We start from the raw sequence: 25,455 nt of genomic DNA, 5'->3' as shown, positions 1-25,455 counted from the left end.
GACCCCATCCAGCCTTGACAATCCTTAAGAGCGGGCTCCGGGTAGCCGTTGCCAACATGAACGTCGTCGTTTCGGTGGGTGGAAGCGTGCTCTCGCCGGGGGATCCCGAGCGCGTCGCAGCCCACGCGGCAGTCGTCGAAGCGCTGCACGACGCCGGCCACGAGGTGTCGGTCGTGGTCGGCGGCGGATCGACCGCGCTCGAGTACATCGAGGTCGCCCGCGAGCTTGGCGCCAACGAGATGAAGCTCGACGACATCGGGATCGCGGCGACGCGGCTGAACGCGCGGCTCCTGATCGAAGCGATCGGCGAGGCCGCCGTCCAGACGCCGCCGGAGACCTACGACGAGGCCAGCGTGGCGCTCCGCCGCGGCGACGTCGCGGTGATGGGTGGCGTCGCGCCGGCCCAGACGACCGACGCCGTCAGCGCCGCACTCGCGGAGTACGTCGACGCCGACCTCCTCGTCTACGGTACGAGCGTCTCGGGCGTCTACACCGCCGATCCGAAGAAAGATCCCGACGCCGAGCACATCCCCGAGATCTCCGCCGCCGACCTCGTCGAGCGCATCGCTGGCATCGAGATGAACGCGGGCGCCGCCGCGCCGGTCGACTTGCTCGCCGCGAAGGTGATCCAGCGCTCGGGTCTCCGGACGATCGTCCTCGACGGCACCGAACCGGAGCGGATCCAGCGGGCCGTCGAGACCGGCGAGCACGACGGAACCGACGTGCTGCCGGAAAACGGCGGCGCCGACCCCGACGACTGGAGCACTGGCTCGGTGACCGACGCCGCCGGCGGGGACGAATGAGCACTGACGACGACGCGGGCGAGCGATCGACGACCGGCGCTCCCGCCACCGGGAGCGACGACGACCTCTCCGCCAGCGACGACGCGGATCCCTACACCCTGCAGGCGACCGGCGGCGAGGACGCCGAACAGACCCAGGACGCCGACGCCGGGTACCACTCCTTCTGGGCGGACGAGATAGCGGATCAGATTGAGGCCCGGGACCCCGAGGAACCGATCGTGATCAAGGGCGGCATCTCGCCGTCGGGCATCCCCCACCTCGGCAACGCCAACGAGATCGTCCTCCCCTACTTCGTCGCCGAGGTCCTCCGGGAGCGCGGGTTCGAGGTGCGCCAGATCTTCACGACGGACGACCGCGACCCGCTCCGCGGACTCCCCCGCAAACTCGCGGACCTCGACGGCGAGATCGTCGGGCTGGGCGACGTCGACGCCGCCGCACTCGGACAGAACCTCGGCAAACCCTACACCGACATTCCCGATCCGTTCGGCTGCTGTGACTCCTACGGCGCCCACTTCTCGACGCTGATCGCCGGCATCGCCGAGCAACTGCAGGTGCCGGTCGACGTGGTCTCGAACACGGAGCTGTACGAATCGGGGGCGCTCGACGACCAGACACGACTCGTCCTCGAACGGGAGGACCTCGCTCGCGAAACGCTTGCGCAGTACCAGGACAAGGTCGACGAGGACTACGTCCCGTTCAACCCGATCTGCGAGGAGTGCGGGAAGCTCACCGAGACGGTCACGTCAGTCGATCTCGATGCTGGCGGCCCCGTCCCCGGGGCCGACGACCCGACGGCCGAGACCGACTCTGACGATGCCAGTGCCACGCCGATCGGCACCGTCGACTACCGCTGTACGGACCTCGACGCCGGCGACGACACGATCGAGGGCTGCGGGCACGAGGGCACCGCGACGCTCCGCGAGGGGAAGCTGCCCTGGCGCTTCGAGTGGGTCGCCCAGTGGGCGGAACTCGGCGTCGACTTCGAACCGTTCGGCAAGGATCACGCCGAGGGCTCCTGGCCGAGCGGCGTCGACGTCGCGGAGACGGTCTTCGAAATCGAGCCGCCGCTCCCCATGGTCTACGAGTGGTTCACGCTCGACGGCGAGCCCTTCTCCTCCTCGGGCGGTCACGTCGTCCTGGTCTCGGAGGTCCTCGAGTTGATCGAGCCGGAGGTCGTCCGATACTTCTTCGCGAAGGACCCGTCGAAGGCCCGGGACTTCTCGATCGAGCACCTCGACCAGCTGGTCGCCGAGTTCGACCGCATCGAGCGGCTGTACTTCGCCGCGGCGGAGGGCGCCACCGCCGACTCCCTCGACGCGACAGAGGCCGAGGTGGCGTTCGCGGAGCGCGTCTACCCATTCCTCGTCGACGAAGTGCGCGAGGAACGGATCCGCATCCCCTATCCCTTCGCCGCCGTGCTCGGCATGACCGACGATCCGGAACTCCGCGAGGAGATCGCCCGGCGAGAAGGCCACGTCCCAGACGACGCTCCGGAGTGGGCCGTCGAGGAGGCCCTGGACCGCGTCGAACGCGCCCGGGAGTGGGCCCGCAGCACGGACAACGAGTACAACTACGAACTCAAGCGCGAGTCGATGCCCGATATCGACATCGATGCCGACACCGAGGCGGCGCTCGACGACCTCGCCGATTTCATCGCCGCGAACGACGATCCCGACGCGATCCAGGGCGAGGTCTACGAGGCCGCCAAGCGCCACGACCTCGACGTCGGCGAGTTCTTCGCGACGGGGTACCGGCTCTTCTTCGACCAGGAGGAGGGCCCGCAGCTCGGCAATTTTCTCGCGAAGCTCGACGAGGCGTTCGTCCTGCGGCGGCTGCGACGGGAGGGGTAGTCGTCTCGATCCAGCGCGGCCGGACCCCGTCCGTCGGTCGGCTCCGCCAACCCTTTGACAGCACGCCCCCGACCAGTGATCAATGAACCTCGTGCTGTGGATCGTCGTCGGGATCCTCGCCTACTGGTTGCTGGCGGTGACGCTCGATCGCCAGGGGGTCCTGCCAGAGTGGGTCCACGTCAGTGGTCCGCTCCTGACGCTGCACACCCAGCGAGGCAAGGACGTCCTCGACTGGCTCGCGCGGCCCAAGCGGTTCTGGCGTGCGTGGGCCAACGTCGGCCTCGGGATCGCGCTCGTCGTGATGGTCCTGTCCTTCCTCTTCGTGATTCTCTCGGCGATCCTCACGATCCAGAACCCCGGCTCCGCCTCCCAGGTCACGGAGCCACGGAACGTCGTCGTGATTCCGGGATTCAACGACTTTCTACCGCTGGAGGTCGCCCCCGAGATCCTGCTGGGCTTGCTCGTCGGGCTGGTCGTGCACGAGGGAGGTCACGGCCTGCTCTGTCGGGTCGAGGACATCGAGATCGAGTCGATGGGGCTGGCGCTGCTGTCGATTATTCCGATGGGCGCGTTCGTCGAACCGGACGAGGAGAGCCAGCGGAAGGCCAATCGCGGCGGCCGCTCGCGGATGTTCGCCGCCGGCGTCACCAACAACTTCCTGATCACGGTGCTGGCGTTCGCGCTCCTCTTCGGGCCGGTGATCGGCTCGATCGGGCTCGCCGCCGGCGCGGGCGTCGGCGGTGCGCTCTCGGGCTCCCCCGCCGACGAGGCCGGCATCAGTGGCGGGGATCGCATCGTCGCGGTCGAGAACCAGTCCGTCGAGACGAACGAGGAACTCCAGGCCGTCCTCGCCAACGAGTCCGACCGCCGGATCACGATCGAGACCGGCGACGGCGAGCGCCTCAGCGTCGACCGGCGCTTGATCGTCACCGGTGCGCTCGAGGACAGCGGCGTCGACGCGGGCAGCGAGGTGGTCGCGGTCGACGGCACCGCCGTCAGCACGACCCCGGCCTTCCGTGAGCAGCTCCGGGCGGCAGGCGATCGCGCCACGCTGACGGTCGAGAACGACACTGCGACCCACGACGTGGCGATCACCGTCGGTGCTCGGGTCGTCGTCGTTCCCGACGGTCCGCTCGCGGACGCCGGGGCGTCCCGAAACGACGACCTGACCATCGTCTCGATGGGCGAGGAACGGATCGTCGATCAGGAGGACATCGGCGAAGCCATCGACGGGCTGGAGCCCGGCGAGACCGTCACGGTCGTCGGCTACGTCGAGGGCGACCGCCAGACCTTCGACGTGGAGATGGGCCGAGACGACGGCGAGGCGTACCTCGGTGTGCGTGGCTATCCGGGCATCGACGGCCTCACCGTGGACGACCTCGGGGTGCGGTACTACCCCGCCGGGAACTACCTCGCCGTCCTCGGCGGGGACGGCTCCGTCGATGGGCTCCCGACCGACTCTTTCGTCGGCAAGACGTTCTACGCCGTCTTCCTGCCGATCGCGGGCTTCGCGGGTGGCAACGCCCTCCCGTTCAACTTCGCCGGCTTCACCGACCAGATCCAGTCGTTCTACGTCGTCGAGGGGCCACTGGCGTTCCTCGGCGACGGCGTGTTCCTGCTCGCGACGGCGCTGTTCTGGATCGGGTGGATCAACATCAACCTCGGCTTCTTCAACTGCATCCCGGCTTTCCCGCTGGACGGCGGCCACATCCTCCGGACCGGCGCGGAGTCGATCGTCTCCCGGTTGCCGGTCGAGGCGGACTTCGCGCTGACGAAGGTGATCACGGTCTCCGTCGGCCTGCTGATGGGCCTCGGGCTAGTCGTGATGATCTTCGGGCCGCGGTACTTCCTGTAGGCGAGCGGCGGCCACCTGGAACGGGTGGCTCGTCGGTCGCGGGTGACCTCTTGCGTGTCGGCGGTTGCGGCTCCTCTCTCGCGGGTCATCGGTGGCGGGTCACCTGTTTCTGGTCGTCGATCACAGGCCGTCAGTCGCGGGCGGCGGTCGCGGGTCGTCGATCGCAGGGCGGCGGTCGCCGTCGGTGGTCCCCACCGCAGCCCTCGACACTCAGTCGTCCATCTCGACGCCGTGGGCCGCGTAGAACTCCTCGGGGGTGGCGTCGATACGCTCGAACTCGCCGAAGTCCCGCTCGTGGTGGCGAATCATCTGCTCGATCATCCAGGCGCTGAACTCCTCGTCGAAGCACCAGGCGTCGGGCTTGCAGGGAACGTCGAGGCGCTCGTCGCGGGCGAGCGCGACGTAGACGTGGTAGAACCCGAGGATGGTGTCCGCGAAGTCGTGGGCCTTGCCGGCGCTCTCCTCGCGGCGGTCAGCGAGTTCGTCCTCGCCATCGGCGGTGAGCTGGAAGTACTTGCGATCCGGCTCGTCTTCGCGCTCGATGCGCTCTGCCCACCCTTCCTCTTCGAACTTGTAGAGGACGGGGTAGACGGAGCCGTAGGAGGGCTCCCAGTGGCCACCGCTGATCGCCTCGATTTCTTTTAGAATCTCGTAGCCGTAGCGCGGCTTCTCTTCGAGTAGCTCCAACACGAGGTAAGAAACGAGGCCCTTCGGTGGCCCACTGTGCTCCATTTGTCACTCGTCGTTTGCGCGCGAGAAAAGGGGTTTCGGTTCCTGTACCGCTTACATTCGTGGAAGCGAAGCCGGTCCATACTGTCCGAACGTCCAGGCAGGACCCCGAGCCTGCGGAGTCCAGCCCGTCGAGAATATTTCCAATTTTAGCAAAAAATGTGTCGGGAGGTGCTCGATAGCGGATCGCAATTGCACGAACCCCTCACTGTGGGGTCCCTTGCGGACGCCAGCGAGCGGCGACTCGCAAGGGACAAAGGCCCCGACCGCGAAGGCCCTCCCATGCCACGACCGCCCGAAACCGACGAGGGCTGGTACGTGCTCCACGACCTACGGACGGTCGACTGGGACGCCTGGCGCGAGGCGCCCGAACGGGAGCGCGACCGCGCGATCGCCGAGGGCCGCGAGTATCTCGAAGACGCAGTCGCCGTCGCGGACGCCGACGGTGGCGACTCAGCCGTGTTCGCCGTGCTTGGCCACGAGGCGGACCTCATGGTCGTCCACCTCCGGCCGACCCTCGACGACCTGGACTACCTCGAGCGACAGTTCGCCCAGACCGCGCTCGCGGGCTACACCGAGCGCACGGCGTCCTACGTCTCCGTCACGGAGGCCTCCGGCTACACTGGCGCGGAGGACTACTTCGATCCCGACGCCGAGGCGGATCCGGGCATCCGGAACTACATCGAGTCGCGGCTCTACCCCGAGATTCCCGACTCGGAGTTCGTGAGTTTCTATCCGATGGACAAGCGCCGCGAGCCAGAGCAGAACTGGTACGACCTCTCCTTCGAGGAGCGCGCGGAGTACATGGACGCTCACGGCGACATCGGCCGCTCCTACGCGGGCAAGGTCAGCCAGATCATCTCCGGCTCCGTCGGTCTCGACGACTTCGAGTGGGGCATCACGCTGTTCGCCGACGACCCGACGGACGTGAAGGACCTGCTCTACGAGATGCGCTTCGATCCCTCCAGTTCGCGGTTCGCGGAGTTCGGCCCGTTCTACTCCGGCCGACAGTTCCTGCCCGCCGACCTGGAGCCCTTCCTTGCCGGGGAGCGCGTGCCGACGACAGATCCTTCGGCCGAGGACGGCGACGCCGGTCGATCCGCGCTCGACGAGGCCCTCGCCGACCTCGAGGTCGAGCCGCCCGCGGACGGCCACGCCGTCCTCGTCACGTCCGAGGCCGACGCCGAGGCCGTCCAGGAGGAGGTGGACGGACTCCGTGGCAACTTCGAGCACTACGACACCCACCGCGGCACCGAGGTCCACCCGACGGACGACGGCGCGGCGGTCGTCTCCGTCTGGGAGACCTCGTCGGCGGCCGACACCGCCAGCGGGTTCCTCGCGGAGATTGCCGGCGCCGTCGAGACCCAGGTCGGACCGGTCGGTGACGCGGTAGCGGACGGGGAGGAGGAATCGGATGCGGCCAGCGACGCCGCTGCAGGAGACGCCGACGCGCAGGGCGACGGTGGCACCGCAGCGTCCACCGATCCGGGCATCCGCGCCGACCTCGAGGAGCAGGGCATCTACGCCGGCACGCCCCACGGCGAGGACGTGTTCGCGCTCGTGTGTTACTCCGAGGCCGACGTCGACGAACTGGCCGCGGAGGTCGAGGACCTCGCGGACGGCTTCGACCGCTACGACACCCACCGCGGCACCGAGGTCTACGAGGCCACCGACGAGGGCCGCGACGATGCCGGGCGCGACGCCCAGCCAGCCGTCGTCTCCCTCTGGGACACCGAGGACGCCGCCGGCACGGCTAGCGACTACCTCTCCGACTTGCCGGGCATCGTCCGGGAAGCCGGCGAGGGCGAGGGCTTCGGCACGATGGGAATGTTCTATACCGTCAAGCCAGAGCACCGTGAGGACTTCACCGAGCAGTTCGACGTCGTCGGCGACCTGCTCGGCGACATGGACGGCCACCGCGAGACGACGCTGTACGCCAACCGCGAGGATCCCAACGACATGTTCATCGCCTCGCAGTGGGCGAGCAAGGACGACGCGATGGAATTCTTCCGCTCCGACGCCTTCGCGGACACCGTCGAGTGGGGCCGCGACGTGCTCGCGGACCGCCCGCGCCACGTCTTCCTGGCCTGATCCGCGGATCCTCGGTGCTGACTACTGTTTGACTCGCGCTACCGAACCGCACGGAAGCACGCGGATCTTAGGCGGACCAAAACCCTTTTTGCTTTAGGCTCGCCTAAGATCTGGTATCGATGGCATCCGCGGACGCGAACGAATCGGCGGCCGAAGCCGAGGACCAGGACGCAGAGATCTGTATCGCTCAGAGCCGCCCGGGGCGCACCGTCTTCTCCGAGTCGGGTAACCCCGACGGCTGGATCGGGACCGATCTCGTCGTCGAGATCGAGCGATAGCGGCGGGATTTCTTTTTTACTGCAGCTTCCAGTCTCTTCTGAATTTCGTGCGTCGAATGCTGGTTACTGGAGCGATGCTCGAAAGCTAGCGAAGCAGTCGTTTCCGAAAGCCCCCGATCGCTCCAGTCGCGGGCCTCGCTGCGCGCTTCACTCGCTTCGCTCGCTCCAGTGCTTACTTCGTCCGGCTTCCCGGAGCGATCGGCCCCTTTCGAAGCCCACCCAGACGCCTCACTCCTCCCCAGCCTTCTGCGCTACTCGCGTCGCTCCGCTCGCTGCGTTGCTCGGCCCTCGCACGGTGTCGCGCGGCTGGCTGCTCGCCGGGAAGCGGCTCGCAGCCAGCGCCAGCGCGCGCCGACATGATCCACAGGGGATCGGGATACTGCAAAATATCCGCCGGGTGGGACTGGAAGGGGCCGACCGCTCGCCGCGCGTAACGAAGCTAGCACCGCAGCGACCGGAATCCTGCCGAGCGGAGCGAGGCAGGGCTCGGAAGAAGAGCGAAGCGAGGCTTCCGATGGGAGCGAGGAGCACAGCGAGTTAGGTGCGGCGAGCGGGAGGGGGCTTCCGAGGCTGATGCTGTGTAGTTGCCGTCGGAAGTTTGCTTCCATTACCCAGTATTCGACTCGCGTGCTGAACGCTCCTCGTGGGACCCCAACTCGAAAAACGAATCGCCGACCGAAATCTCGCTGCCGACTATTCCATCGCGCCCTCGAAGACGAGGGTGTCGTCCTCGAGGTAGTGCTCGATGTGGTGAGCGTGTTCCTCGGTCTCCTCGAGGATCTCGCGGAGCTCCTCCTCGGTCGTGTAGTCGCCGAGGTTGTTCGCGAGCGCGATGTGCTCGCGGAGGGACTCGATGACGTCGCCGTAGCACTCCATGTCGTGCTCGAGCGAGGTGCGGATGTCGTAGGCGTCCTCGTCCTCGGGCTCGATCGTGGCGTGTTCCTCGAAGGTGGCGCCGCCGGAGTGCGGGACGCCGCCGAGCGCCTGGACGCGCTCGGCGAGGACGTCGGCGGCCTCCTCTGCGTCCTCCGCAGCCTCTCCGAGGAACAGGTGCAGGTCGAGGAACTCGGCGCCTTCGACGATCCAGTGGTGCTTCTTCAGCTGGTGGTAGAGGACGTACGTGTCGGCGAGGTCGGTCTGGAGGGCCTCGACGATCTCCTCGGCCTTGTCAGCGGGCATCCGGAGCGCGTCGCTGCCCTCGACGGTGCCTGCTTCCTGACGGACGGTCTTCTGGGTGCTCATTGCGTTCCCAACTACGCCGGCATCCCACTTAAAGATTCACGTCTTCGAAAGGGAAGTTCGTGCTACTCGAAGATAAGTTTACAATTCTACAAACATCTGCCACCCGCTCACCCCGCTCCAGTCCGTGGAAAGACGTCGTTACCTGACCGCGCCGGCGGGTCCGCCTGGCCTACCGGTGGCGTGCGATTCATACCCGGGCGCGACACAGGTCGCGCCATGACCGAGACGCCGCCGCTCGTCGCGGGCGAGACGCTGATCGACTTCGTGCCCGAGACCGCCGAGCCACTCGCGGCCGTCGAGCGCTTCGATCGCCGCGCCGGCGGCGCGCCCGCCAACGTCGCGGTCGGACTCGCACGCCTGGGCCGGACGCCACAGTTCTGGACGCGGGTCGGCGCCGACCCCTTCGGCGACTTCCTCGCCGACCGTCTCGCCGAGGAAGGCATCCCCGAGCGGTTCGTCGAGCGCGACGACGAGGCTGCCACCACGCTTGCCTTCGTCAGCGGCGCCGACGAGGGCCCTCGATTCTCCTTCTACCGCGACGGCACCGCCGACACTCGGCTCCAGGACGGTACCGTGCCCGACGAGGCCCTCGACTCCTCGCCCTTGGTTCACGCCGGTGGCGTCGCCCTCGCGGACGAACCGGCCCGGAGCGCGACGCTCGACCTCCTCGACCGCGCCACTGCCGCCGACTGTACGGTCTCGTTCGATCCGAACGTCCGCCCCGAACTCTGGGCCAACGACGCCGAACTCGCGACGATCTGTGGCTGGGCGATCGAGGAGACGGACGTCTTGATCGCGACGCCCGACGAGCTCGAGACGCTCGGGTACGAGGGCGACGACCCGGAGACGCTCGCCAGCGCGGCGGCGGAGGACGGCCCGCATACGGTCGTCCTGACGATGGGCGAGGTCGGTGCGCTCGCGCTGGCCACGGGGGACGCCCCCTGGGGGCCAGCGACGGAGCGCCACGAGGGGTACGCGATCGACGCCGTCGACGACACCGGCGCGGGCGACGCGTTCTCTGCCGGGCTGATCGACGCGCTCGATCGAGTGACCCGTCGCGACGATCCATCGACGGCGTCGCTCGGAGACGCCCTCGCGTTCGCGAACGCGGTGGCTGCCATGTCGACCACCGAACGAGGGGCGATGGAAGCGCTCCCGACGAAGCGCAACGTCGAAGTGTTCCTCGAGTCCTGAACGGTCCCGTCCAGGCAGCCCGAGACCCCGTACTGCTCACTTCCCGTGACGCGATTCCCCGCTGGCCTCCAGCGACCGCGCCTTCGCCTCACTGGGCGGCTCGGAGCGATCGGCGAACCCCGCGGAGATAACGCGAATGAGCGCGTCCTCGACGGACTCGTCGGCGGGGATCACGCGGGATTCCTCGAGTTCGATGACCCAGCCGACGAAGATGACCGGGGAGGCAGGAACGTACACGGTCGTTCGGCCGTCGTCGGCTTCCCGGCCGGTCGGAAACGCCGTCATCCGGGCGTCGTTCCACAGTTCGACCTTCGCGGGCGAGTTGAGGTCGACGTCCTCGTCGACGACGGTCTCGATCGCGATCTTCGAGGCGTTGTAGACGACGCGAAAGCCGGGGAGGGTGTTGACGCTCGCCTCGATCCGATCGTCGAGGAAGGGGCCGAGCTTCGTGCGCATCAACCAGGAGGCGAGCAGGAGCGAGCCGAGGAGCACGCCGATCGTGAGGAGCACTCGTGCGACTGCGGGATCGAGGACGTGGAGCACGGTGATCCGCTGCGCGATGGTGCCCATCAGCGGGACGCCAGCGACGAAGTTGAACACCCACCAGAGGGTGTAGATGGTCGCGAACAGGGGCGTCAAGACGATGAGCCCGCTAGCGGCGTCTCGCTTGATCGACGACCACACGCGAGGAGCTTCGAGGGCCCCCGTTATCCGTGTTTTCGTCTTGGATTGGTCCGGGTCGCGGACGGCGACCGCCCGGCCCCTGTCTCAGGGATCGGGATTGAAGATCTCGGGTTCGGGTTCGCCTTCGACCTGGATCACTCCGAGCATCCCCCGGTGGACGACGCGGGAGAGCGCGTGGTCGACGAGCTTGATAGGACCGGGCACCGGCGTGTCGATCACGGCCGCGCCGACGGAGCCTGGCACGACGGGCCCCGTCTCGACGTAGTGGTCGGGATCGGACGCCAGCGCGCCGTTGGGGTAGTACGTCTCCCAGACGTTCCCGATCGCGTGCCAGGAGCTGGTGAGGTTGGGTCCGCCGCTGGCGTGGAAGATCCGGACGCGCTCGCCCTTGTCCACGGTGACGGGACCGTACCCGTCCCCGGTGAATGCGTACGCTTCGCCGTTGAGGGTCACGTAGGTCGGCTCCTCGGCCTTCATCGCCTCGTAATCGAAGCTGTGGTGACCCTCTTCGCCCGGCGCACCGTTCGTGTAGATCTCGTTCTGTCCGAAGTACAGCTCGCGGTCGACCTCGGGGAGGCCGTCCTCCGGCTCGACCAGGATCGCGCCGTACATCCCGGCGCTGATGTGGTGGTCCATGTTCGGGACCGCGCAGTGGTATACGTGGACGCCGGGGTACATCGCCGTGAACTCGATCTCGGCGGTCTCACCCGGGCTGATGGTGGTGTCGTCCGCACCGCCGCCGGGGCCGTAGACCGCGTGGAAGTCGACGTTGTGCGGCATGGCGTTCTCCTCGGCGTTCTCGAGGGTCAGGTGCACCGTGTCCCCGCGGCGGACCCGGACCATCGGCCCCGGCACCCGATCGTCGAAGGTCATGTAGTCGAACGTGACGCCGGGTTCGATCTCTGCGGTCCGTTCGGTGGTCGTCATGCTGATCTCGTGCCTGCGCGGGGTGGACCAGTCCACCGGGTCCGGGATGTCCTCGGGGTCCGCGGCGATGCGGTCGAGGTCGGTCTCCTTCGCGGCGTCGAGCGACTCTTCCTCCTGCTGGGTCACGGGATCGCTCTCGTTCGCGCTCACTTCGCCGTCAGCCGGCGTGGAAATACACCCTGCCAGTCCGAGTGCTGCGCCAGCACCGAGTGCCGTCATGATCCCCCGTCGGGAGCTGTCTGGGAATTCCATGGGTGGTCACCTCTACAGGTCAATCTGGAGGCTCCCGTAGATATACGGGTCATGCAGTTTCTCGAACCCCGGGCCGGGGCCCGAAGATGTTCTAGGTGTACCCAAAAATTGGGAATCGATAGACGTAGTGGTGATACCCGGATCCCCGGGAGCGCTCGCTCCGGGTTCTCCGGGTGACCGACAGAGTAACCGGGGCGTACTACGAAGACTCGACCGTGCAGCAGGGGCCGACGCTCCCGGGCGTCGAGACCGGCGACGACGAGGACCGCATCGTTCTCCACGTCGATCTCGACTGCTTCTACGCGGCCTGTGAGCGCCTCCGGGAGCCGAAGCTGGCGGGAAAGCCCCTCGTCGTTGGCATGGGCTACGAGGGAGGACAGCCCGACGGCGCCGTCGCCACGGCGAGCTACGAGGCTCGCGAGCACGGCGTCGAGAGCGCGCAAGCCATCTCGACTGCGCTGGAGCGGCTCCCGCGGGCGGCCGATCACCCGGATGGAATCGAGGCGGAGAGCGACGGTCCCGACGCAGTCGGCTACTACCGCCCCGTCGACATGGCATACTACCAGGAGATCGCGGCGGAGATCAAGGAAATCCTCCACAACTGCGCGGAGACCGTCCGCGAAGTGTCGATCGACGAGGCGTATCTCGACGTCACAGATCGCACCGAGTGGTCGGTCGTCGAGGGCTACGCCCGCCACGTCAAGCAGCGGATCGACCGAGAGGTGGGCCTGACCGCGAGCGTCGGCGTCGCACCGACGATGCACGCTGCCAAGGTCGCCTCCGACCACGACAAGCCCGACGGCCTGGTCGTCGTCGAACCCGGCGACGTAGAGGCGTTTCTCGCGCCGTTGCCGATCGACGACCTCCACGGGATCGGGCCGGTCACTGCGTCGACCCTCCGCGAGCACGGAATCGAGACCGTCGCCGACCTCGCCGACGCGGATCGGGAGTGGGTCCACGAGCAGTGGGGCGATCGGGGGCTCGAACTCTACGAACGGGCCCGCGGGATCGATCCACGGAGCGTCGAGCCGCGAGGCCGCCCGAAGAGCCTCTCCCGTGAGTCCTCCCTCGGCGGCGCCGAGGACGACTTCGACGCCGTCGAGCAGCGAATCCGCACGCTCGCGGAGGCCGTGGCAGAGCGCGCCCGGTCGAAAGAGGCCCTCTACCGGACGATCGGGATCAAGGTCGTCACGCCGCCGTTCGACGTGAACACGAGAGCCCAGTCGTTACCGGGCCCTGTCGACGACCCCGACCTCGTCGAGACGGTCGCGATAGACCTCCTCGAAGAGTTCGAGGACGCGACGCCGCGGAAAGTCGGCGTTCGCGTCTCGAACCTCTCCTTCGCCGACGCCGACCAGTCGACGCTCGGCGGCTGGGACGGCGACTCGACGGCGACCGATCCCGACGATCGGGAAGCGGTCGAACCAGCCGAAGTGGGAACGGACGCGTCCGCGGACTCCTCGATGGATTCGCCAGCGGACTCGCCTATGGAATCACCGCCGGAATCGCCGCTGGGTTCGCCAGGAGACTCGCCGACGGAATCGACACTGGACTCGTCGGCGGAATCGACACTGGACTCGTCGGCGGAATCGCCCGCAGCATCCTCGACGGGATCGCACACGGAGTCGCCAGGCGCGCCGTCAACAACGTCGTTCACGACCCAGTCCACCGAATCGCCGGACACACCTCCCACCGAATCGCCGAACACATCCTCCGCCGGACCGCCGGACGAATCATCCACAGAATCGCCGGACGACGGGCAGCCAGGTCAGTCGGTCCTCGATCGGGTCTGGTCCGACGGCCCCGCCGAACGCGCCGATCCGGAACCGATCGGCCAGCCACCCGATCAGACGACGCTCTCGGAGTTCGAGTGAGTCGTCTGGGACGACGATCCTTTTTTACGGACTCCCCCGCCTCTCAGGAACGACCCCGACGCCGTGCCATGATAATTATAAACCTGGGCACGTTCCCGCAGGGTATGGAGGGGACCTCGTATGGCGGATGACTTCTACGCCCTGCTCGAGGTGCCCAGGGACGCGTCACAGGACGAGATCAAGACCGCGTTCCGCGAGAAGGTCCGGGAGTACCACCCCGACCACAACGACGATCCCCGCGCCAACGCCCAGTTTACGGCGGTGAAGAAGGCCTACGACACGCTCGGGGATCCGGTCGAGCGCAACGCCTACGACCGGATGGGCCACATCGACTACGTCGCGAAACGGCTCTCGGGCCTGCCGGACCCCGAGAAGTGGGCGCCCGATAGCGGATCGAGTCGCTCGTCGGGGAGCAGTTCTGGAACCACGTCCACTACGAGCGGTTCCTCGTCTACGGGGAGCACGTCGAGCAGGAGTAGCCGATCGTCGACGAGCACCTCTGCGGGCAGTGCGAGCAGGTCGACGGGTAGTTCGAGCACGTCGACGAGCAGTGCGAACACGTCGACCTCGACGTCGAGTACGAGTGCCACGAGCACGGGCTCCGGTCGATCCTCCTCGACGGGGTCGAGCACCGGCAGTGCGAGGACGAGCGCGCCGAACGCGTCCTCGACTCGCTCCCAGCGTGCTGCCTCCGACGGTGCGGGTGCCACTACCTCCAGACGGAGCGTCGCTTACGCCGACGATCCGATCGTCGACTTCGTCGCCCGCCACGACTGGGCGCGCCGGGCCGTCGGCTGGCCGTTGCTGTACTTCGTCATGCTCGTGTACGCGATGGGGCTGGCTGCGGTAGTCCTGAAGCACGCCGATGCCTTCGGCTCCCTCGCGGACCGGATCAGTGCCGCTGGCACCGACGCCACCGCGCTCTCGGCCGCACTCGAACGCGAGGCCGTCCCGATCGTCTACGACGCCACGATCGGTGCGCTCGTCTCGAGCTCGTCGCCAGAGACGACGGTGCTCGCCGGTGGCGTGCTCGTCGCGCTCGGCACCGTGCTACTCCCGACGGTCGTCTTCCTGCTCGTCTATCTCACCCGGCTCTCGCCGGGCTGGAAGCCGACCTATCTCTACCCGGTGGCCGTCCTGGGACCGGCCGCGGGGCTCGCGGCTGGCGCCACTATTGACGTGCCGCTGACCGCCGAACTCGCACTGTTCGGGCTGCTTCCCTTCGGCGCACTGGTCGTAATGATGCTCAGCGCATTCGTACGGCCGAAGTTGAAGGCTGTGCTGTTTTCCTGAATCAGGTCCCGCGACGCGCCGTTGCGTCGTCAGCCCCGCTGCAACCCAGCTACCGAAGGCTGCAACCACGTCCGGCCGCTGAACCCCGCCGGCTTCCCCGACGAACCGGCGACTATCGGACCAGATACGACTCGTCGGTCGCCAGGAACCGTCCGAGATCGGTCGTCTGCCGGTAGTCACGCGAGAGGAGCGTCTCCAACCCGTCGATCGCGGCCTCGCGACCCTCTTCATCCCACTCGCTGGGGTCCTGGAGTGGCAGGACCAGCCAGCCACTGCCCTTGACCTCCCTCGCGTGGAGGGCGTCCATGTCGAGATGGGCCTCGCCCGCAGCGACGTCGTCGAAGCCGGCGCGTTCGGCGGTCCCGTCGAGGGCGACGTCGGCGTAGGGCTCGGCGGTGAAGTGTTTGAGGACGTGGGCCGTCGCGCGTTCCCCGACGGGAACGAGGACGTGCGCGGCGATCGCGCGGAGTTCGGCGTCGAAGAACGGCTCGAGGTCGGCGTAGTCCGCGGGCGAGGGCGTCTCTCCGGTCGCGGGGCAGCACATGTGGAGGTAGCTCAGATAGGTACCTTCGGGCCTCGGCTCGTTACCGGGGTCGGACAGGAGGTCGACGGCTTCCAGCACCTCATGGACGGCCAGTCCCGTGTCCGTGCCCGAGAATGGGACGCCGGTCTCGGCGCCGCCGTGGACGCCGGGGTGGTCACCGACGACGTGCACGTCCGCGTTGGCGTCGCCGTAGCCGAAGACGGCCTCGACGTCCGCCGAGCAGCGGTGCTCGCAGGGCGGGGACATTCCGAAGGGATTGCTCGTCCGGTCCGTGACGTTCTGCACGCTGTTCGATAGGCTACGGAGGCGTCAAAACGGAATCGGTTCCGCTCGAATCCGGGCGTCGTTCCGGCGTTCAGGCCGAGCCTTCGTAGCCCGCCATCTCGACCTTGTCGACGAGGACCTCGACGTCGGCGTCGCCTTCGACGGTCGCGGTGTCCTCGTAGCGGTCGGCCTCGGCGGACTCGACGCCGTCGGCCATCTCGAGTGCCTCTTCGACGACTTCCTCACAGCCCTCACAGGTCATGCCTTCGACGGTGATCTCGGTCGACATGGATCTCGCTTCGCCCGCGTTCGTATCAACCTTGTCGCTCCGGACTGGCCACGCCACCTGTTCGCACGATCTGGCGCCTCGGCCGGCTGCGACCGCATCGATCGCGATCCCGGATCTCAATCCTTAATGGCCCGCTCGGAGAACGCTCGCCCATATGACGACCTCGTTGACGCCGCCCGGTCGAACCCTGGGGATCGTCGGCGGCGGGCAACTCGGCCGAATGCTCGCCGAGGCGGCCTCGCCGCTGGGCGTCGAGGTGATCGTGCTCGATCCGACGCCGGACTGTCCCGCGTCGTCGGTCGCCCGCGACCAGCTCGTCGCGGACTTCGACGACGCCGACGCGATCGCCGAACTCGCCGAGCGTTCCGACGCGCTCACGTTCGAGATCGAGCTAACCGATCCCGAGGGCCTGGAGCGCGCCGCCGAGGAGGCTGGCGTTCCGGTCCACCCGAAGCCCGATACGCTCCGGACGATCGAGGACAAACTCGTCCAGAAGCGCAGCCTGCGAGACGCCGGGATTCCAGTACCCGAGTTCCGCGAGGTCGATGACGCCGACGACCTCCGCGCGGCAATCGACGACCTCGGCGCATCGCTGATGCTCAAGGCCCGCACCGGCGGTTACGACGGCCGAGGGAACTTCCCCGTCGAGTCCGCCGCCGACGCCGAGCGAGCGATGGAGGAAATCGGCGGCCCGGCGATGGCCGAGCGCTTCGTCGACTTCGAGCGCGAACTCTCCGTGATCGGCGTCGCTGGCGCCGAGGCGACCGACGCCTTCCCCGCTGGCGAGAACGTCCACCGCGAAGAGATCCTCCGCGAGACCGTCGCGCCCGCACGTGCCGACGACGCCGTCCTCGAGGAGGCCCAGTCCGTCGCCGCGGACGTGCTCGAATTGCTCGAGGGCCGCGGCGTTTACGGCATCGAACTGTTCGAGCACAGCGAACCGCGCGAGGACGGCGCGCGAATCACGGTCAACGAGATCGCCCCTCGTCCGCACAACTCCGGGCACTGGACCATCGAGGGCGCGATCACCTCGCAGTTCGAGAACCACGTCCGCGCGGTGCTCGGGCTCCCACTCGGGAACACCGACGTCCGCTCGCCGACGGTGATGGCGAATCTATTGGGTGACTCCGACCGCGCGCGGCCGATCGCCCAGGAATCCGTCGGTGACACGCCGGACGCCGTACCGGTCCGCGGCGTCGACGACCTGCTCGCCACCGGCGGCGCGCACCTCCACTGGTACGGCAAGCGCGAGGTCCGGCCCCTTCGCAAACTCGGGCACGTGACGCTGACCGGCGACGGCACCGGGATCGAGGACCGCGGCGAACTGCTCGACCTCGTTCGCGACCTGCGGGACGATGTGACTTTCTCCTGAATCGGTTTCCCGTCGTCCGTCCGCGGTCGCTCGCTGCGGACCACCGCGTTTGATTGCCCCCCGTCGCCAACCCCCGATCATGACCGATTCCGTCGCCGACCTGATCGACGACCTTCGCGCGGAGGCCGAACGCGATCGACCGACCGAGGAGACGCCCGAGATCGGGATCGTGATGGGCTCCGATTCCGACCTCGAGACGATGATGACGGGCGGGCGGCGCCCCGGCGCCTACGACGCCCTCGTCGACCACCTCGGCTTCGAGGAGCAGACCGACTACGACGAACCGCCCGAAGCCCGATTCACTTTCGAGACGTACGTCACCTCCGCCCACCGAACGCCGGACCTGATGACGGCCTACGCCGAGACCGCCGCGGACCGCGGCCTCGACGTCCTGATTGCGGGCGCCGGCGGGAAGTCCGCCGACCTCCCCAACATGACCGCGTCGATCGCCTACCCGCTCCCGACGATCGGCGTGCCGGTCCAGGAGAAGTCCGTGGATTCGGTGATCGGAATGCCCCAGGGCGCGCCGCTGACCGCCGTCGACGCCGGAAAGTCGTTCAACGCCGCGCTCTCGGCGGTCCAGATCCTCGCTCGCCAGCACGAGGAACTCGAGGAACGCCTCGTCGCGTACCACGACGACCTCCGCCAGGGCGTCGGCGAGGACTCCCGCGGGCTGCACGAACTGGGGACCCCGGCATACCACGAGCAGATGGACAGCTGAATCGGTCCCACCGGCTGAATCGCCACCGAGGTCGACGCTCTCCTTGATTGCATCGGGGAACCGCTCAGACGATCGCGCGGACGATCTGCACCACGAGCAACAGCGATCCCACGGAGAACACCGTGGTCGCAAAGACGTTGAGCGAGGCGAGTTTCCGGTCGCCGCCGAGTTCGCTCGCGAAGACGTACGTCGAGACCGCGGAGGGCATCGCCATCATCACCACGCCCGCGCGGATCGTCGAGTCGTTCGCGCCGACGAGCCAGAAGGCCCCGAGCGCGACGATCGGCATCGCGACGAGTTTGAGGACCACGACGGTGCTGACAGTGCCGAAGGGAATCTCGTCGGCCTCGAGCGTGAGCGCCGCGCCGACGCAGAGCAGCGCGATCGGCAGGGCGAGTTCGCCCAGGTAGCCCAGACCGGCGTCCGCGAGTTCGGGAATGGCGATCCCGGCCACGGAGGCGGCGAGCCCGACGATCACCGAGACGATCGCCGGGTTCGTCACGACGCCGCCGAGTTCGGAGGTGAGCGACGCCTCGGCGTCGTTCGCGGTCGTGAGGATCGTGATCGTCAGGCCGATCTGGACGAGCGCGGCGACGCCGAGGATGAGCGCAGCCTTCGCGGTCGCCAGCCCGCCGAACGTCGTCGCGACGACCGGGACGCCGAGGTAGCCCAGGTTCGAGTGGTAGGACTGGACCGTGGCGACGCTCCGGACGCCCGGATCTACCTCCCGACGGTAGACGAGCGTCGCGATGCCGGCGATCACGAGGAGCGTGCCGGCGACGCCGACCACCAGCCGACCGGAGAGCACCTCTGACAGTGGCTGGTCGTACGTCGAGGAGAGGATCAGTGCGGGGAGCGCGACGTAGTACGCGAAGGCGTTGAGCCGTTCGCGGCGGGTGGGGTCGAGGATCCCTACGCGGCGAGCGGCGATGCCCGCCGCGAGCAGGACCAGCATCGCGAGCAGCGAGAGCAGCAGCGACACGCGAGAGGCTCGCCGACTGTGCCGTTTAGCCGTTCCGTTCCCGGCGAGCCCCACCCGATGACGCGTTCGGTGCGTAGCGACCTCCTGCAATTGCTCGGATGCGACACCAGCCCGCTTGGAAGCCCTCGCCAGGGCCGATTTTCGCCCTGTCCTCGCAGCGGTGTATCGGCCGCTCCGCTGTCAGAGCGGTTGATCCCTATCGGTCAACGGTGGCGGAAACTCGCCCATCAGTTCGAGATTCACACCTCGATTCGAGGCCTGCAACCACAGTTGGGGTGTGGCTCCCGGACGATGCCGTGGTGGAACTCCGCAACTGTGGTCGAACCGGAGCCATCCAGCCACGAACCGAACTCACCCAGAGCAAGCTGGGAAATTCGACAGCGAAATCACGAGAGGAAACGCCGAAAACGTAGTTCTGAACCCTTATATGGGAGGCTCACAAAGCTCCGCTCGACACCGAGTAATGAGTGATTGGATCGCAATCGGGGCGCTCGCGCTCGTGGCGGTCGGCATCCCACTCGGGATGATGGGGCTGTCCGCCCTGCTACGGCCGAGGGTTCCGGAACGACACAAGACCGCCACCTACGAGAGCGGGGAGGTGCCGACGGGGACGACCAAGATCCGTTTCAATATCCAGTACTACATGGTCGCCCTGCTGTTCGTCGTCTTCGACGTGGAGACGGTGTTCATCTTCCCCTGGCTGGCGATCTACCGGGAGGCGATCGGCGAGGTCGGGCTCGCGCGGGCCCTCGTGCCGATGCTGTTTTTCCTGTCGATCCTGGTGATCGCCCTCGTCTGGGCGTGGCGCAACGGCGCCGTCGAGTGGGCCCGCTCGCCGCGGGCGACGGTCCGCGCACGGAGGGAGGACCAATATGAGTAGTGACGAACCACGTACGGCGATTTCGGGGAGTACAGCGCCGGTAACCGACACGCGCGAAGCCCGCATGGGCGAGGGCGTCGACGACCGGTTCAACTCGAAGCTGCGAGAGGCCTTCGGCTCCTCGCCGTTCATCCTCACGAAGTTCGACAAGTTCATGAACTGGGCGCGGGGCTCCTCGATGTTCCTGCTCCAGTTCGGGATCGCGTGCTGTTCGATCGAGATGATGCACACGTTCGCCGTCAAGCACGACAGCGATCGCTTCGGGGCCGGCGTGCCCCGCGCGTCGCCGCGTCAGGCTGACGTCATCATCGTCCCCGGGACGATCGTCTCCAAGTTCGCCCCGCGGATGAAGCGGGTCTACGACCAGATGCCCGAGCCGAAGTTCGTCATCGGCATGGGCTCCTGTACGATCTCCGGCGGCCCGTTCCAGGAGGGGTACAATGTCATCAAGGGCGCCGAGGAAGTCATCCCGGTCGACATCCACGTCCCGGGCTGCCCGCCCCGCCCAGAGGCGCTGCTCTACGGGATCGCGAAGCTGCAGGAGCGCGTCGCGAACGGCGAGTCCTCGCCGGTCGTCGTCAAGCCCTACGAACTCCAGCAGTTCTCCGAGATGGAACAGGACGAGGTCGTCGAGCACCTCGCGAACGAAATCGACGAGGACGACCTCGCGATGCGGTACAACTGGGCTGATTCGCCATGAGCACGGGCGAAGAGCAATCTGAGGAGCCGGGCGAGCAGGCCATCGAGCCGACGGAAGCGAAGCTCACCGAGCTCCGATCGCTGCTCGGCGAGCACGTCCTCGACACCGAAGAGCACCTCAACGCGCCCGGGATCGTCATCCGTCCCGACGACGTCCAGGCGGTGCTCTCGACGCTGAAAGAGGAGGCCGGCTACGACCACTGCTCACTCGTCACCGCACAGCAGTACGACGACCGGTACGAGTCGATCTACCACCTCAAGAAGTACGCCGACCCGACCGACGAGGTGAGCGTCGTCGTCCCGACGGCGCGAGACGACCCCGTCAGCGAGAGCGCCGCGCCGGTCTACACGACCGCCGACTGGCACGAGCGCGAGGCCTACGACCTCGTCGGCATCGAGTACGAGGATCACCCGGACCTGCGCCGGATCCTCCTGCCGGAGACGTGGCAGGGCCATCCGCTTCGCGACGACTACGATCAGGACCGACCCCAGATCGTCACGCTCCGGGAGAACGCCAACCCGCTGGAGCCCGACCACCGTGGTGACGCCGAGGAGGGCGAGTCCGACACGATGTTCCTAAACATCGGACCGCACCACCCGGCCACCCACGGCGTCCTCCACCTGAAGACGGTGCTCGACGGCGAGCAGGTCGTCGACGTCGAGTCCGACATCGGCTACCTCCACCGCTGCGAGGAGCAGATGTGCCAGCAGGGCACCTACCGCCACCAGATCATGCCCTACCCCGACCGGTGGGACTACATCTCGGCCGGCCTGCTCAACGAGTGGGCCTATGCCCGCGCGGCCGAGGACCTCGCGGACATCGAGGTCCCCGAGTACGCGCAGGTCATCCGGACGATGTCTGCCGAACTGTGCCGCATCGCCTCGCACATGCTCGCGATGGCGACCTTCGCGCTGGACATCAACGGCGACTTCACTGCGACCTTCATGTGGGCGATCCGGGAGCGCGAGAAGGCCCAGTCGATCCTCGAGGATCTGACCGGCCAGCGGATGATGTTCAACTACTTCCGGCTCGGCGGCGTCGCGTGGGACCTCCCGTCGCCGACGGAGGACTTCTTCGAGAAGACGCGGGACTTCCTCGACGGCCTGCCGGGAGCGACCCAGGAGTTCCACGACCTCTTGACGAACAACGAGGTCTTCCAGCTCCGGACGATCGACACCGGCGTCATCGACCCCGAGACTGCCAAGGACTTCGGTACCACGGGCCCGGTCGCCCGGGGTTCGGGGATCGACTACGACCTCCGCCGCGACGACCCGTACGGCTACTACGACGAACTCGAGTGGGACGTCATCACCGAGGACGGCTGCGACAACTACGCGCGCCTCCTCGTCCGGATGCGCGAGGTCGAGCAGTCCGCGAAGATCATCGACCAGTGCGTCGACCTGCTCGAGGACTGGCCCGACGAGGAACGCGAGATTCAGGCCAACGTCCCGCGCACGCTCAAGCCCGAACGCGACACGGAGATCTACCGGGCGGTCGAGGGCGCGAAAGGCGAACTCGGGATCTACATCCGCGCCGACGGCACGGACAAGCCCGGCCGGTTCAAGATCCGATCGCCCTGCTTCTCGAACCTGCAGTCCCTGCCCGCGATGGCCGAAGGGGAGTACATCCCCGACCTCGTCGCCGCCCTGGGTAGCCTCGACATCGTACTCGGGGAGGTGGATCGATAATGTCCGGTGCGCTCGCGACCCTCGCGGCCGCGCCGACGCTCCTGCAGTCCGGTGACGGTACCGGGGACTCGGCAGTCCTCCTCCCGGAGTGGCTCGCCGACGCCCTCGGCCTCGACGGGCTCGGCGGCGTCGGCACTGCGATCGCCGCGCTGATCGCCGCCTTCGCGATCGCGAACGTCATGCTGATCCAGGCGGCGCTCGCCGGCCCGTGGCTCAAGCGCAAGATCGCGGCGGCGTTCTGGGGCAAGCTCGGCCCGAACCGGATGGGCCCGGGCGGGAGCCTGATCATCGTCGCGGACGCGGTCCGGATGCTCTCGAAGGAACTCATCGTTCCCGACGGCGCCGACCGCCCCGCCTGGGACCTCGCACCGATCGTGGTCGCCGGGTCGGCGATGGTCGGCTTCGCGGTCATCCCCTTCGGCGAGATCGGCGGCGTCCAGATCCAGCTGGCCGACCCCGAGATCGGCCTCGTGCTCGTGTTCGCGATCGCCTCCGTCACCTCGGTCGGGCTGGTGATGGGCGGCTACGCGTCCTCGAACAAGTACTCGATGCTGGGCTCGCTGCGCGCGGTCGCCCAGAACATCGCCTACGAGATCCCGCTCATCCTCGCGGCCGGGTCGGTCGTGATCTTCGCCGGCTCGCTGCAGCTGAGCGAGATCGTCGCCGCCCAGCAGGAGACGCTGGTCGGCCCGATCCCGGCGTGGTACATCCTCGTCAACCCCTTCGCCTTCGTCCTGTTCCTGACAGCGAACCTGGCGGAGGTCGGCCGGAACCCCTTCGACATTCCGGAGGCACCGACGGAGATCGTCGCGGGGTACCAGACGGAGTACTCCTCGGTGTACTTCGTCCTCATCTACCTCGGGGAGTTCCTCCACATCTTCCTGGGCGGCGCCATCGCCGCGGTCGTCTTCCTCGGCGGGGGAGCCGGGCCGGTCCTGCCGGGACCGATCTGGTTCGTCGCCAAGATGTGGGCGTTCTTCCTGTTCACGCAGTGGGCTCGCCAGACGTTCCCGCGCGTCCGGATCGACCAGCTGATCGAGATCGGCTGGAAAGGGCTGCTCGTGCTCACCTTCGCGAACCTCATCCTGACTGCGGTCCTGGTCGGGGTGCTCGAAGGTGACCTCGAGCTCTCGATGGCGGCACTCCAGGTGATCACAGCATGATTGGCGTCCTCAAGGCGATGGCGACGACGATGAAGCGCGCGGTGGGCGACAACACGTTCACCGTCCAGTACCCCGAGGAGACGCCGGACGTCTCCGCCCGGTTCCGCGGGGTCCACAAGTTCAGCCAGGAGCGGTGTATCTGGTGCCGGCAGTGCGAGAACGTCTGCCCGAACGACACCATCCAGATCGTGACGGACGAGCAACGCAACGGCGAGCAGTACAACCTCCACATCGGGCAGTGCATCTACTGCCGGCTCTGTGAGGAGGTCTGCCCCGTCGACGCAATCCTGCTCACCCAGAACTTCGAGTTCACCGGTGACACGAAGGACGACCTCGTCTACAACAAGGAGCAGTTGATGTCCGTCCCGTGGTACAAGGACATCGACCCGCTCGAATCGCGCGAGCCCGACAGGGGCGCGTGGATCGGCGAGGGCGAGGGCGAAGTGGACTACCAGTAGTCGTTTTCACCTTCTGTCTGGGCCGAGCGAAGCGAGGCCCGGCGGTTTTTCGCCCACGTTTTTCGAGGAGCGGATCGCGAGCGGAGCGAGCGATCCCGACGAGAAAAAGGTGGGAGGGCGAGGGCGAAGTGGACTACCAGTAGCGTTTCTGGGCGTCGTTTTCCCTCACTGCCGTCCGTGTGAGCGAACCGACGAGCCGTGGCGCTCGAAGCTGTCTCCCTCGTGGTAGTAATCCGCTGGTACCACGGGCGCGTTCCGCGCTCTCCGAATCGGCCGTCCCTGACAGGTTCGGCCGGGTTCGCAGGGCCGTCTCGAAATCTTGAAAGGGGCGCCAGAACGAGGTTGCACCAATGGTACTCGATACGATCGCGTTCGCGCTGCTCGCCGCCGTCCTGGTGGGGAGCAGCCTCGGCGCCGTCACGGTGCGCGACGTCTGGCACGCGGCCCTGTTGCTCGGCGTGTCGCTCGTGACCGTGGCAGCGCTGTACGTGACACTCGCGGCGGAGTTCCTCGCCGCCATCCAGGTGCTCGTGTACGTGGGTGGCGTGCTCATCCTGATCACGTTCGCCGTGATGCTCACTCGCCGGGCCGGCGAGGACGAGGAGGTGTCGGCATGAGTACACCGACGCGCTCCACCGCCGACCGGGGGACCGGGGGATCGAACGCGACGAACGCGAGTGCGGATCCGGGGGGATCGCGATGAGCCGGCCGCGCCTCGCGCTCGGCCGTCACATGGTGCCGGGCCTCGTTGCCGTCGCGCTCTTCGCCGTGATGGCGTGGGTCTTCCTGGGCGCCTCCTTCGGTGAGGCGGCCGGGTTCCCGGGCGGCGCGAGCGTGATCGACACGATCGGCTACGCGCTCATGGACGCCAACCAAACGGACATCCCGACGGAAGGGTTCATGGCCGCGCTGATCATCATCGCGCTCGTCCTCGACGCCGCGCTCGACGGTGCGATCCACCTTGCACGCCGGGACGACGAGGGCGATACCGTCACCGCCCTCGGAGGTGACGACGAATGACGGTGGCCATCGAGGCGTACCTCGTGCTCTCTGCCGCCGTCTTCAGCTGTGGTCTGTTCGGCGTTCTGACGCGGCGAAACGCGCTGGTCTTCCTGATCTCCGTCGAGTTGATGCTCAACGCTGCGAACATCAACCTGATCGCGTTCTCCCACTTCTACGGGAATGCGACCGGGCAGGTGTTCGCCCTGTTTACGATCGGACTCGCGGCGGCGGAGGTCGCGATCGGGATCGGCATCATCCTGGTGCTCTCCCGGAACTTCGGCGAGGCAGACGTCACGTTGCCAACGGAGATGAGGTGGTAA

General features: G+C 67.5%; 25 protein-coding genes and 2 pseudogenes. 19 read left to right on the top strand and 8 right to left on the bottom strand.

Annotated elements, in window-relative coordinates; translation table 11 throughout:
- The first annotated feature begins 56 nt into the window (after positions 1–56).
- The 3 genes from pyrH to L593_RS03910 all read left to right on the top strand — a co-directional run bounded on the left by pyrH (position 57) and on the right by L593_RS03910 (position 4,508).
- Positions 57–803, top strand: a complete 747-nt coding sequence (gene pyrH, locus L593_RS03920) for a UMP kinase (protein ID WP_020445634.1) — start codon at positions 57–59, stop codon at positions 801–803.
- Positions 800–2,653 (top strand): lysine--tRNA ligase, encoded by a 1,854-nt coding sequence (gene lysS / locus L593_RS03915; protein WP_020445633.1) that lies wholly within the window; start codon positions 800–802, stop codon positions 2,651–2,653. The genes pyrH and lysS overlap by 4 nt, the downstream gene beginning before the upstream one ends.
- 82 nt (positions 2,654–2,735) lie before the next feature.
- Positions 2,736–4,508: a site-2 protease family protein gene (locus tag L593_RS03910; RefSeq protein ID WP_020445632.1), complete on the top strand. Its 1,773-nt coding sequence runs from the start codon at positions 2,736–2,738 to the stop codon at positions 4,506–4,508.
- Positions 4,509–4,718: 210 nt separating this feature from the next.
- Here the strand turns inward: L593_RS03910 and L593_RS03905 are convergent, their stop codons facing one another.
- The gene (locus L593_RS03905) at positions 4,719–5,240 is read right to left on the bottom strand and encodes a PadR family transcriptional regulator (RefSeq protein WP_020445631.1); all 522 of its coding nucleotides are present in this window, start codon (positions 5,238–5,240) and stop codon (positions 4,719–4,721) included.
- A 279-nt stretch (positions 5,241–5,519) separates the two neighbouring features.
- On the opposite strand from L593_RS03905, the gene L593_RS03900 reads away from it, so the two are divergent.
- On the top strand, positions 5,520–7,328 hold the full coding sequence (locus tag L593_RS03900) for a heme-binding protein (protein ID WP_020445630.1): 1,809 nt from the start codon (positions 5,520–5,522) through the stop codon (positions 7,326–7,328).
- 119 nt (positions 7,329–7,447) lie between these two features.
- Complete coding sequence (locus L593_RS15865) at positions 7,448–7,606, top strand: hypothetical protein (protein ID WP_020445629.1); 159 nt, start codon at positions 7,448–7,450, stop codon at positions 7,604–7,606.
- A gap of 693 nt (positions 7,607–8,299) precedes the next feature.
- Here L593_RS15865 and dpsA read toward each other — a convergent pair.
- The gene (dpsA, locus tag L593_RS03895; RefSeq protein ID WP_020445628.1) at positions 8,300–8,848 is read right to left on the bottom strand and encodes a DNA starvation/stationary phase protection protein DpsA; all 549 of its coding nucleotides are present in this window, start codon (positions 8,846–8,848) and stop codon (positions 8,300–8,302) included.
- Between the two features lie 216 nt (positions 8,849–9,064).
- On the opposite strand from dpsA, the gene L593_RS03890 reads away from it, so the two are divergent.
- Positions 9,065–10,042 (top strand): carbohydrate kinase, encoded by a 978-nt coding sequence (locus L593_RS03890; protein ID WP_020445627.1) that lies wholly within the window; start codon positions 9,065–9,067, stop codon positions 10,040–10,042.
- A 36-nt stretch (positions 10,043–10,078) separates the two neighbouring features.
- Here the strand turns inward: L593_RS03890 and L593_RS03885 are convergent, their stop codons facing one another.
- Positions 10,079–10,726 (bottom strand): DUF502 domain-containing protein, encoded by a 648-nt coding sequence (locus L593_RS03885; RefSeq protein WP_020445626.1) that lies wholly within the window; start codon positions 10,724–10,726, stop codon positions 10,079–10,081.
- Between the two features lie 84 nt (positions 10,727–10,810).
- Complete coding sequence (gene nirK / locus L593_RS03880) at positions 10,811–11,905, bottom strand: copper-containing nitrite reductase (RefSeq protein WP_020445625.1); 1,095 nt, start codon at positions 11,903–11,905, stop codon at positions 10,811–10,813.
- A gap of 215 nt (positions 11,906–12,120) precedes the next feature.
- On the opposite strand from nirK, the pseudogene dinB reads away from it, so the two are divergent.
- A pseudogene (gene dinB, locus L593_RS03875) lies at positions 12,121–13,386 on the top strand (DNA polymerase IV); the annotation flags it as partial.
- A gap of 513 nt (positions 13,387–13,899) precedes the next feature.
- Positions 13,900–14,034, top strand: a pseudogene (locus L593_RS16505) (DnaJ domain-containing protein); the annotation flags it as partial.
- 77 nt (positions 14,035–14,111) lie between these two features.
- On the opposite strand, the gene L593_RS16240 reads toward L593_RS16505, so the two are convergent.
- Positions 14,112–14,489: a hypothetical protein gene (locus tag L593_RS16240; RefSeq protein WP_020445623.1), complete on the bottom strand. Its 378-nt coding sequence runs from the start codon at positions 14,487–14,489 to the stop codon at positions 14,112–14,114.
- A gap of 106 nt (positions 14,490–14,595) precedes the next feature.
- On the opposite strand from L593_RS16240, the gene L593_RS16235 reads away from it, so the two are divergent.
- Entirely contained in the window at positions 14,596–15,072 is a 477-nt protein-coding gene (locus L593_RS16235; RefSeq protein ID WP_020445622.1) for a hypothetical protein, read from the top strand.
- A gap of 112 nt (positions 15,073–15,184) precedes the next feature.
- Here L593_RS16235 and L593_RS03860 read toward each other — a convergent pair whose 3' ends face one another.
- Positions 15,185–15,901: a uracil-DNA glycosylase family protein gene (locus L593_RS03860; protein WP_020445621.1), complete on the bottom strand. Its 717-nt coding sequence runs from the start codon at positions 15,899–15,901 to the stop codon at positions 15,185–15,187.
- A 70-nt stretch (positions 15,902–15,971) separates the two neighbouring features.
- On the bottom strand, positions 15,972–16,169 hold the full coding sequence (locus L593_RS03855; protein ID WP_020445620.1) for a cation transporter: 198 nt from the start codon (positions 16,167–16,169) through the stop codon (positions 15,972–15,974).
- 154 nt (positions 16,170–16,323) lie between these two features.
- Between L593_RS03855 and L593_RS03850 the strand changes: the two genes are divergently transcribed.
- Both L593_RS03850 and L593_RS03845 read left to right on the top strand, forming a co-directional pair.
- On the top strand, positions 16,324–17,541 hold the full coding sequence (locus tag L593_RS03850) for a 5-(carboxyamino)imidazole ribonucleotide synthase (protein ID WP_020445619.1): 1,218 nt from the start codon (positions 16,324–16,326) through the stop codon (positions 17,539–17,541).
- Between the two features lie 79 nt (positions 17,542–17,620).
- Positions 17,621–18,262 (top strand): AIR carboxylase family protein, encoded by a 642-nt coding sequence (locus tag L593_RS03845; RefSeq protein WP_020445618.1) that lies wholly within the window; start codon positions 17,621–17,623, stop codon positions 18,260–18,262.
- 64 nt (positions 18,263–18,326) lie between these two features.
- On the opposite strand, the gene L593_RS03840 is transcribed toward L593_RS03845, so the two are convergent.
- Entirely contained in the window at positions 18,327–19,244 is a 918-nt protein-coding gene (locus L593_RS03840) for an AEC family transporter (RefSeq protein ID WP_020445617.1), read from the bottom strand.
- 463 nt (positions 19,245–19,707) lie between these two features.
- Here L593_RS03840 and L593_RS03835 point away from each other — a divergent pair, with 463 nt between their 5' ends.
- The 8 genes from L593_RS03835 (at position 19,708) to nuoK (ending at position 25,455) form a co-directional block, all read left to right on the top strand.
- A complete protein-coding gene (locus tag L593_RS03835) occupies positions 19,708–20,124 on the top strand; it encodes an NADH-quinone oxidoreductase subunit A (protein WP_020445616.1) in 417 nt (138 codons plus the stop codon).
- Positions 20,117–20,824 carry an NADH-quinone oxidoreductase subunit B gene (locus L593_RS03830; protein ID WP_020445615.1) on the top strand — a complete coding sequence of 236 codons (708 nt, stop codon included), beginning with the start codon at positions 20,117–20,119 and terminating at the stop codon, positions 20,822–20,824. Before L593_RS03835 ends, L593_RS03830 begins: the two co-directional genes overlap by 8 nt.
- On the top strand, positions 20,821–22,512 hold the full coding sequence (locus tag L593_RS03825; protein ID WP_020445614.1) for an NADH-quinone oxidoreductase subunit D: 1,692 nt from the start codon (positions 20,821–20,823) through the stop codon (positions 22,510–22,512). Before L593_RS03830 ends, L593_RS03825 begins: the two co-directional genes overlap by 4 nt.
- A complete protein-coding gene (locus L593_RS03820; RefSeq protein WP_394296469.1) occupies positions 22,509–23,675 on the top strand; it encodes an NADH-quinone oxidoreductase subunit H in 1,167 nt (388 codons plus the stop codon). Before L593_RS03825 ends, L593_RS03820 begins: the two co-directional genes overlap by 4 nt.
- Positions 23,672–24,133, top strand: a complete 462-nt coding sequence (locus L593_RS03815; RefSeq protein ID WP_020445612.1) for an NADH-quinone oxidoreductase subunit I — start codon at positions 23,672–23,674, stop codon at positions 24,131–24,133. The genes L593_RS03820 and L593_RS03815 overlap by 4 nt, the downstream gene beginning before the upstream one ends.
- Positions 24,134–24,483: 350 nt before the next feature.
- Positions 24,484–24,750 carry an NADH-quinone oxidoreductase subunit J gene (locus L593_RS03810; protein WP_020445611.1) on the top strand — a complete coding sequence of 89 codons (267 nt, stop codon included), beginning with the start codon at positions 24,484–24,486 and terminating at the stop codon, positions 24,748–24,750.
- Between the two features lie 82 nt (positions 24,751–24,832).
- The gene (locus L593_RS03805) at positions 24,833–25,153 is read left to right on the top strand and encodes a hypothetical protein (protein ID WP_049893830.1); all 321 of its coding nucleotides are present in this window, start codon (positions 24,833–24,835) and stop codon (positions 25,151–25,153) included.
- Positions 25,150–25,455, top strand: a complete 306-nt coding sequence (gene nuoK, locus L593_RS03800) for an NADH-quinone oxidoreductase subunit NuoK (protein ID WP_020445609.1) — start codon at positions 25,150–25,152, stop codon at positions 25,453–25,455. Before L593_RS03805 ends, nuoK begins: the two co-directional genes overlap by 4 nt.

The sequence above is a fragment of the Salinarchaeum sp. Harcht-Bsk1 genome (assembly GCF_000403645.1).
GTDB lineage: Archaea > Halobacteriota > Halobacteria > Halobacteriales > Salinarchaeaceae > Salinarchaeum.
The sequence above is the reverse complement of the archived record's forward strand: the minus strand, read 5'-3'. Positions and strand labels throughout refer to the sequence as shown.